This is a genomic window from Halorubrum coriense DSM 10284, assembly GCF_000337035.1.
Lineage (GTDB): Archaea > Halobacteriota > Halobacteria > Halobacteriales > Haloferacaceae > Halorubrum > Halorubrum coriense.
This window is the reverse complement of sequence record NZ_AOJL01000006.1, coordinates 45,049-53,087: the sequence shown is the minus strand read 5'-3', so window position 1 is coordinate 53,087 and position 8,039 is coordinate 45,049. Positions and strand designations below refer to the sequence as shown.

Genomic DNA, 8,039 nt, shown 5'->3' with positions numbered 1-8,039 from the left:
TCAACGAGTCGAAGGTCGACGTCGCCCACGAGGCGACCGTCGGCAAGATCGGCGACGAGGACATCTTCTACCTCCAGTCGCGCGGTCTCGATGACGACGACGCAAAGCAGATGATCGTCTCGGGGTTCATCGAGCCGATCACGGAGGAGCTGCCGATCGAGTACGCCGTCGAGCTGAACCGGCTCGTCGAACTCGAGATGGAGGGTTCGCTCGGATAACATGAGCACGCAAGCAATCGAGAGCCTCTCGGAGGACACGGTACGACGCATCGCCGACGAACGCGACGAGCCCGAGTGGCTCTTGGAGACCCGCCTGAACGCGCTGGCCGCCCTAGAGACCGCTGAGCTGCCCGACGTCATCCAGACGCCGGGCCGCCGCTGGACCGATCTCGAGGCGCTGGACTTCGAGGCGCTCGTCGACCCGCTGAACCAGGCGGACGAGACCGAGCGGAGCGCGGGCGACGACGAGGTCGTTGTCCTGCCGTTCACCGAGGCGATCGCCGAGTACGGCGACGTCATCGAGGCGAACTTCGGCTCCGTCCTCGACCCCGAACACAACTACCTCACGGCGCTTTCGGTCGCGCTGTTCACCACCGGCACGTTCGTCTACGTCCCGAAGGGCGTCGACGTCGAGGACGTGACGGTGCGCGCGGAGATGAACTCCCGCTCGCTGTTCAGCCAGACGCTCGTCGTCGCCGAGGAGTCGTCGTCGGTGACGATCCTCGAGTCGATCACGTCCGGTGACGGCGAGGCCGCCGCCCCGGAGGCGAGCGGCGACCGGTACTTCTCGAACCTCGTCGAGGTCGTCGCGGGCGAGAACTCGAACGTCCAGTTCGGCTCGCTCCAGAACCTCGACGACGACGCGTACACCTACTCGCTGAAGCGCGGCGTGACGGACACGTACGCGACGGTCGACTGGATCGAGAGCAACTTCGGCTCGAAGCTCACCCGCTCCGACATCGAGACCGAACTGAACGGCGACGGCTCCGAGAGCCAGATCGTCGGGACGTTCTTCGGGACGGACGACCAGCACTTCGACATCAACGCCCGCGTGTGGCACCAGGCGGAGCAGACGACCGCCGACCTCGTCACCCGCGGCGTGCTCGACGACGTCGCCCGCTCCGTCTACGAGGGCGTTCAGGACGTCGGCGGGGACGCGTGGAACACCTCCAGCTACCAGCGCGAGAACACGCTGATGCTGTCGGACGACGCCGAGGCGGACGCGTCGCCGAAGCTGATCATCCACAACCACGACACCGAGGCCTCCCACTCGGCGACGGTCGGACAGGTCGACGCCGAGGACCTGTTCTACCTGGAGAGCCGTTCGATCGACTCGCGGACCGCACGGAACATGCTCGTCGAGGGCTTCTTCGTGCCCGTCTTAGAGGAGATCGCCGTCGACGAGTTCCGCGACGACGTCGAGGAACTCGTCTTCGAACGGCTCCAGTAAGCCGTCGACACTGGAACGGATTTTTTCAGGCCCGCCCGTAATGGCCGAGCAGCCGGCGAGCGAGGGGAACCGCTTAAGACCGACGACGCCCGAGTCGTTCGTATGCGAACCCGCGTATCGTGCCGTCTCGGGTGGTCGCGGTGAGCGTGAGCCAGCGGGTCACCTCCGACGACCAACTCGCGCGGCTGCTCCAGATCGGAATCGTGCTCGAAGAAGTCGTCGAAGCGCGAGCGCACCGCCACTACCGGCAGCTGGACGCCGAACTCGACGAGGCGGTGGAGACGCTGCTCGCGGACGCGGCCGAGGAGTCGGCGGACCACCGCGAGCGGCTGGAGGCCATCATCGACGGGCTCGGCGTCGACAGCGTCCCGTTCGACGAGATCGAGTCGCTCGTCGACGCCCGCTACGGGCGGACGCGGCCGGAGGACTTCGACGACGTGTTGTACGACCAACTGTGTAACGAGGAGACGGCGTACAAGTTCTACGACGACCTCATCGAGGCGGTCGAGGGCTCCGACGCGGCGTTCTCGGTCGACCGCGAGGAGCTGATCGCGACCCTGACGACGATCCGCGACGAGGAGGCCGAGGGCGTGCGCGAGGTCACGGAGGTCATGGAACGACGATGAACCGGACAGACGAGCCGCCGACGAGCGTCGACGGAGGAGCACCGTGAACACCGCAGATCAGTACCTCAAGACCATATACGTCGTACAGGACAGCGAAGACGGTCCCGCCTCGACCGGATCGATAGCCGACGCGCTCGGCGTCAGCCCGGCCAGCGCCAACGAGATGATCGGCAAGCTCGAAGATCGGGGGCTCGCCGAACACGAGAAGTACAAGGGCGTCACGCTCACCGACGACGGCATCGTGCGGGCCCGAGACGCGCTCCAGACCTACTGTATCATCGAGCGCTTCCTCGCGAACGTCCTCGCGGTCGAGGACTTCCAGGCGGAGGCCCGCGAGCTGGAGGCCGTCATCGACGACACGGTCGCGGAGCGGCTCGACACGATCATCGACCGCCAGCCGGAGTGTCCGGACTGCTTCGACCCCGAGTCCGACGCCTGCGCGTGTCTCGAGATCGCGGCGACGCCGGTCGAGCCGGAACAGCAGTAGGAGCAGTCGAAGAGAGATTTCGGCCGCTTAGACGCCGGTCGAGTACCGAAGAATGCCGGCGATGCCGCCGAACGCGTCGAGCAGCTGTTCGCCCTTCTCGAAGTCCGTGGAGATGAACCGCGTCTCGGTGCCGCGCTGCTCCGCGATGGCCATCAGGTGTTCGATGACGTCCTCGCGCTCCTCGACCGCGGCCTCGTCGCCGCACTCGCTACACTCGTGGTCCGGCGTCGAGTGGCGGGCGTCGACGACCTCGTACTCCTCGTGGCCGTTCGGGCACTCGTACACGATGACGTCGGAGCGGAGGTCCTCGGAGATGAGCAGGCGGTCCACCGAGCCCATGATCAGGTTGCGGCGGGTCTGTTCGAACCCGTAGGTGGCCTCTTGGCCGGTGTTGAGCTTCTCGAAGAACTCCTCCATGTCGTTTTTGTCTTGGACGATCTCCTGGTCAGAGAGCGCCTCTTGGCCCGCGTCGACGAGGTCCTTCAGCCCGGACTCGTCGGTGTACGCGACGTCGAACTTGCCGAGGACCTTGTCCTGGAGCTCGTGGTGGAGGTAGTCGCCGTCGAGGAACTCGTCCTTCGTCGGGGAGGGGCCGCCGACCAGAATGCCGTCGATCTCGTGGCGCTTGTCGACGAAGAGGTCGTTCGCCATCCCCGCCACCTCCTGATAGAAGTTGTCGATGGCCTCCAACCGTAGGCGGGCGAACCGCTGTGCGGACTGGCCGCCTTTCCGCTGTTTGCCGGGCACGAGCGAGGAGGCGGACTTGACGGGGACGACGCGTTTCCCCTTCAGCCAGCCGACGTTCGCCTCGCGGCGGTCCAAGACGATGAGCCCGAACAGCCCGGAGTCTTCGAGCATGTGTTCGAGCGGCTCCGTGAGGAACTCCGAGTCGCAGTGGTAGCGGAACGACTGGACGGGCTGCGGGGGCGACTCCAGCGTCCGGGTGACCATGTCGGTCTGCCCGCCGCCGGTGTCGATGGCCCCGGAGAAGATCACGATCCCGTTGTCGGGCGGGAACGTGTCGTAGTAGCGCAGGCGGTCTTTGATCGACGTGAGCGCGTCCTGCACGGCGGTCCGCGTCTGCTTTGACTTGATGTTCGACGCCTCGCTGTGTTCCTGCGTGACGTGGGCCACCACGTCGGAGATCTGCCTGTCCTCGGGGATGTAGATGGTGACGAGCTGGGTACCGGAGCCCTCGTACTCCGTGAGTTCCTCGATGACCTTGCGGAACTCGTACTTCCGGCGGTCCGCGTTCGCCTCCTGTGCGTCGCTACTCATTGTTCCGAATACGGTCGCGTGCGTGTAAGTAATCTTTGACCTGTCGATACCGCCGGAAGCGTCCGTCTCCGCGGCTTACATCGACTCCGGGGCCTCGACGCCCAACACGTCGAGCGCGTTCGCCATCGTGTGTTTCGCGGCCGCGACGACCGCGAGCCGGGCGTCGCGCAGGTCCGCGGTCTCGGCGGTGACGACGGGGCACTCGCGGTAGAAGGCGTTGTACGCGTCCGCGAACTCGCGGGTGAACGTCGCGATCGTGTGCGGCTCCAAGTCGTCCGCGGCGGCCTCGATCGCCGCGGGGAAGCGCGCGACCTCGCGGAGGAGCTCGCGGGCCGCGTCGGTCTCCAAGGCGCTCGCGTCCACGTCGAGCGCATCGGGGTCGACGTCGCCGTCGGCGTCCGCCGTCACGCCCGGCACGTCGATCCCGGCGGCGGCGGCCTCGCCGAGGATGCCGGCGCAACGAGCGTGGACGTACTGGACGAACGGAGCCGACTGCGCCTCGAAGTCGAGCGCGTCCTCCCACTCGAAGGTAATCGCCTTCGCGGGCTGTTTCGAGACGATGTCGTACCGGACCGCGCCGATCCCGACCTGGTGGGCGATGCGCTCGACGTCCTCGTCGGTGAGGTCGTCGTCGCGGATGCGGTCGTCCATCCGCGACTCGACGGCGTCGCGGGCGCGGTCGATGGCCTCGTCTAACAGGTCGTCGAGCATCACGCCCGTCCCCCGCCGCGTCGACATCTTCCCGTCGGGGAGGTTGACGTACGAATAGATGACGTGGCCGAGCCGGTCGGCGTCGTTGCCGAGCAGTTCGAGGGTCGCGTCGAGCTGGTCGGCCTGGAGCTTGTGGTCCTCGCCGAGGACGGTGACCGCGCGGTCGTAGTTCGCGAACTTCCACTCGTGGTGCGCCAGGTCGCGGGTCGTGTAGAGGCTCGTGTCGTCCGACCGCAGGAAGACGAGGTTCTTGTCGATCCCCCACTCGTCGAGCTCCAGCTGCCAGGCGTCCTCCTCGTAGACCGCGTGGTCGGTCTCCTTGAGCCGGCCCGCGACGTCGTCGGTGGAGCCGTCGCGCATGAACCGCGTCTCCTTGACGAACTCGTCGAACTCGGCGGGGAGGCGGCCGAGGCACGCTTTCATCCCGCCGAGGACGGTGTCGACGACCTCGCCGACGCGCTCGTACGTCCCCTCGTCGCCCGCTTCGAGTCCCTGGAGGATCGACTGGATCTCGGCCTCCGCGGCCTCGACCGCGTCGTCGTCCGCCTCCTCCAAGAAGGCGTTCCCCTTGCGGTAGTAGCGCACGAGGTCGTACTCCGCGCGGTCGCGCGCGGGCTCCGAATCGAGGTCGGCCTCGTCGAAGCGCTCGTACGCCCACGTGAACACCGCCATCTGCCGGCCGGCGTCGTTGACGTAGTAGTGGCGGTCCACGTCGTAGCCGGCGTACGACAGGAGGTTCGCGACCGCGTCGCCGACGATCGGGTTGCGAGCGCGGCCGACGTGGACGGGGCCCGTCGGGTTCGCGCTGGTGTGTTCGACCACGACGCTCGTGTCGCGGTCGGGCAGCGCGCCGTAGTTCGCGTCGACCGCGGCCGCGTCGAGCGTGTCGGCGAGGTAGCGCTCGTTCGCGTGGAAGTTGACGTACGGCCCCGCGGTGTCGACGCTCGCCACGTAGTCCGCGTCGTCGACCGCGACCGCCTCGGCGACCGTCGCCGCGACGTTCGGCGGCGCGTCGCCGACCTCGCCCGCGAGTCGGAAGGCGACGCTGGAGGCGAGCGTCGCGTCCATGTCGTCGGGCGGGCGTTCGATGCCGAGGTCGTCGGTCGGGAGGTCGAGCGAGTCGAGCGCGTCCGCGAGCGTCGCCTCGACCTCCGACCGGAACTGCCGGAACATACCGTCCGTTCGACGGGCGGGTTAAAAGGCCCTTCCGAAGCGGCTCGGCGGCGAGAGCCGGTGACCCGGGGCGGAGCGACCGGCGGGCGGAGGGAGGCGGTGTGCCCCCGAGCGGCCGCGGAGCACGGGTCCCGTCCGCCGAGGGATCGCGCCCCGCACCGGAGCCTCCACGCGAAACGCAGCACGTTGTGCTCAATAGCGGTCCGTACCGCTCCGTCGACGCCGACGCAGTCGAGCGATTAGCGCCGGGGGTTCGGCGATCGCCTCGGTTCGGCCGCGTTCGGCAACCCCCCGAGTTCGCCTGCGGAGGCGGCGTCGGCCGGCCCCCCGACCGCGGTGCGGGCGGACCGATCGCGGCGATCTCGTCGGGGAGTCCGCGAGGCGAGCGGCATCCTCGGAAAACTGCGCCCTCGCAGCCCCTACTCGGTGCTGAGCCGAGAATACAAGTGCGCGTGTGCCCATTATTCAGTTGATGTTCGGTGGAAAACGCAAGTCCTGTCCGTTCAGCTCCGACGACGGCGACGATCGACCGACCGCTCGGACCGCGGCGAAGATCGGCGCGCGAGTCGGCGCGGCGGCCGGGTCGCGAGCCGGTCCCTTCGCCGCGGGGATCGCGTCCGGCCTCGGCGGCGCGACCGGGTACCTCGCCGGTGCCGTCGTCGACGACGTCGAAGCGAGCTTCGACGGCCCGAAGATGCTGCCCGACGGGGGACGACCGGTGGACGGCGCGGAGGCAGAACGGGAGCGGGTCGCCGTCCCGGTGACCGAGTCGGACGAACCGGTGGACAGCTGAGGGGGCGGCGCGCTCCGGGGTGCGCTACTCGACGATCTCATCGATCAGTTCGCGCGCGCTGCGTCTGACGGCCTCGTCGCTCTCGACCGACGGCTCCCAGCCGAGGTCGGCGAGCTTCCCGATCGACAGCCGCATCTTCGGCACGTCGCCGGTCCAGCCGCGGTCGCCGCCGGTGTAGGCGTACTCCGGGTCGACGCCGAGCTCCTCGCTCACGATGTCGGCAATGTCGGTGACGGAGGTCGTCGTCCGGGTCCCGAGGTTGTAGACGTTGTACGCGTTGTCCGCGCCCTCGACGACGTGCCGGATGGCGTCGACGCACTCCGAGACGTGCATGTACGACTTCTCTTGGCGGCCGTCGCCGAGGATCTCCAGTTCCGTCGGGTCGGCGTCTAGCTTCTCGATGAAGTCGGGGATCACGTTGCCGCGCTGGCGCGGCCCGACGATGTTCGCGAACCGGAACACCCACGACCGGATCCCGTACGAGTGGGCGTGCGTCGAGATGAGCGCCTCGTCCGCGAGCTTCGCGGAGCCGTACACCGAGATCGGTTCGAGCGGGCCGTAGTCCTCGGGCGTCGGACGGGGAGCCTCGCCGTACACCGTCGACGAGGAAGTGAACGCGAGGCGGTCGACGCCGACCTCGCGCATCCGGTCTAAGACGTTGTACGTCATCCCGGTGTTCTCCTCGAACAGCGTGCGGTCGTCGTCGTAGTTCGTGTCCGTGTACGCCGCGAAGTGGAAGACGATATCGAGGTCGTCGGTGACCGCGCGCGCCACGTCGTCGGCGTCGGTCATGTCCGCTTCGACGAACTCCGCGCCGCCGGGGACGCGGTCGCGGGTCCCCTTCGAGAGGTCGTCGGCGACGCGGATGGTCGCGCCGCGGTCGAGCAGGTCGGCCGCGAGGTGGCTCCCGACGAGCCCCGCGCCGCCGGTCACGAGGACGCGCATATCGGCGAGGTTCATATCGGTCCGTCGGCGGTCACGGATAAGTAGGTGTGGGCTCGGACCGCGACTAGAGGTTCTCGAACGCGGCGTCGACGAGCTCGCCGGTGTCGGCGATGATCGACGCCATCTCGTCGTCGTCCACCGACATGTCCAGGAGGCGGGCGATGCGCATGATCGAGACGTGGTAGACGCGCTGGCGACCGGGTTCCTCCTCCCAGATGACCACGTTACAGGCCATCAGCGCGCCGATCTTGTTGTCGGTCGCTTTGAGGGCGCGGTCGGCGACCTCGGGGTTACACGCGCCCAGCACGTAGTAGGGGTCGCGCCCGGCGTCGATCTTCTCGTTGAGCATCTCGGAGGGCGAGAACTCGACCGGCACCCCGAAGCCGGCGTCGGTGAAGACGTCTCGGACGTGTTCGATCGCCTCCTCGTGGCCCATCTCGAGGGTCGTCTGTGCCTCGCCGATGTCGTCGGGATCGATCTGGCTCGGGTCGATTGGAAGCACCATTGTGTACAGTATTGGGTGTGAAATAAAATGTCTTTGGGTACGGCGGCGAGAGACCGCGAATCGAGGGTCGAC

The 8,039-nt window shown here is 67.8% G+C and carries 9 protein-coding genes; 5 read left to right on the top strand and 4 right to left on the bottom strand.

From position 1 onward, the window contains the following. The 4 genes from C464_RS00835 to C464_RS00820 form a co-directional block, all read left to right on the top strand. The coding region (locus C464_RS00835; protein WP_006111575.1) for a SufD family Fe-S cluster assembly protein at window positions 1–218 on the top strand (218 nt) is incomplete at its 5' end. A 1-nt stretch (window position 219) separates the two neighbouring features. Next, window positions 220–1,449 (top strand): Fe-S cluster assembly protein SufD, encoded by a 1,230-nt coding sequence (gene sufD / locus C464_RS00830; RefSeq protein WP_006111574.1) that lies wholly within the window; start codon window positions 220–222, stop codon window positions 1,447–1,449. 140 nt (window positions 1,450–1,589) lie between these two features. Next, window positions 1,590–2,075: a ferritin family protein gene (locus C464_RS00825; protein WP_006111573.1), complete on the top strand. Its 486-nt coding sequence runs from the start codon at window positions 1,590–1,592 to the stop codon at window positions 2,073–2,075. Between the two features lie 43 nt (window positions 2,076–2,118). Beyond that, on the top strand, window positions 2,119–2,562 hold the full coding sequence (locus tag C464_RS00820; RefSeq protein ID WP_006111572.1) for a metal-dependent transcriptional regulator: 444 nt from the start codon (window positions 2,119–2,121) through the stop codon (window positions 2,560–2,562). 27 nt (window positions 2,563–2,589) lie between these two features. On the opposite strand, the gene prf1 is transcribed toward C464_RS00820, so the two are convergent. Both prf1 and argS read right to left on the bottom strand, forming a co-directional pair. Beyond that, a complete protein-coding gene (prf1, locus tag C464_RS00815) occupies window positions 2,590–3,840 on the bottom strand; it encodes a peptide chain release factor aRF-1 (protein ID WP_006111571.1) in 1,251 nt (416 codons plus the stop codon). 75 nt (window positions 3,841–3,915) lie between these two features. Then, complete coding sequence (gene argS, locus C464_RS00810) at window positions 3,916–5,724, bottom strand: arginine--tRNA ligase (protein ID WP_006111570.1); 1,809 nt, start codon at window positions 5,722–5,724, stop codon at window positions 3,916–3,918. 472 nt (window positions 5,725–6,196) lie between these two features. On the opposite strand from argS, the gene C464_RS19070 reads away from it, so the two are divergent. Next, on the top strand, window positions 6,197–6,517 hold the full coding sequence (locus C464_RS19070; protein ID WP_006111569.1) for a hypothetical protein: 321 nt from the start codon (window positions 6,197–6,199) through the stop codon (window positions 6,515–6,517). Between the two features lie 24 nt (window positions 6,518–6,541). Here C464_RS19070 and C464_RS00800 read toward each other — a convergent pair whose 3' ends face one another. Further along, window positions 6,542–7,477 carry an NAD-dependent epimerase/dehydratase family protein gene (locus C464_RS00800; protein ID WP_006111568.1) on the bottom strand — a complete coding sequence of 312 codons (936 nt, stop codon included), beginning with the start codon at window positions 7,475–7,477 and terminating at the stop codon, window positions 6,542–6,544. A gap of 49 nt (window positions 7,478–7,526) precedes the next feature. Further along, window positions 7,527–7,967: a DUF302 domain-containing protein gene (locus tag C464_RS00795; RefSeq protein ID WP_006111567.1), complete on the bottom strand. Its 441-nt coding sequence runs from the start codon at window positions 7,965–7,967 to the stop codon at window positions 7,527–7,529. Between the last annotated feature and the right edge of the window lie 72 nt (window positions 7,968–8,039).

Excerpts from the sequence above, each read along its gene's own strand:
- argS (WP_006111570.1), bottom strand. The coding sequence starts at position 5,724 with ATGTTCCGGCAGTTCCGGTCGGAGGTCGAGGCGACGCTCGCGGACGCG.
- C464_RS00795 (WP_006111567.1), bottom strand. The coding sequence starts at position 7,967 with ATGGTGCTTCCAATCGACCCGAGCCAGATCGATCCCGACGACATCGGC.
- C464_RS19070 (WP_006111569.1), top strand. The coding sequence starts at position 6,197 with ATGTTCGGTGGAAAACGCAAGTCCTGTCCGTTCAGCTCCGACGACGGC.
- sufD (WP_006111574.1), top strand. The coding sequence starts at position 220 with ATGAGCACGCAAGCAATCGAGAGCCTCTCGGAGGACACGGTACGACGC.
- prf1 (WP_006111571.1), bottom strand. The coding sequence starts at position 3,840 with ATGAGTAGCGACGCACAGGAGGCGAACGCGGACCGCCGGAAGTACGAG.
- C464_RS00800 (WP_006111568.1), bottom strand. The coding sequence starts at position 7,477 with ATGAACCTCGCCGATATGCGCGTCCTCGTGACCGGCGGCGCGGGGCTC.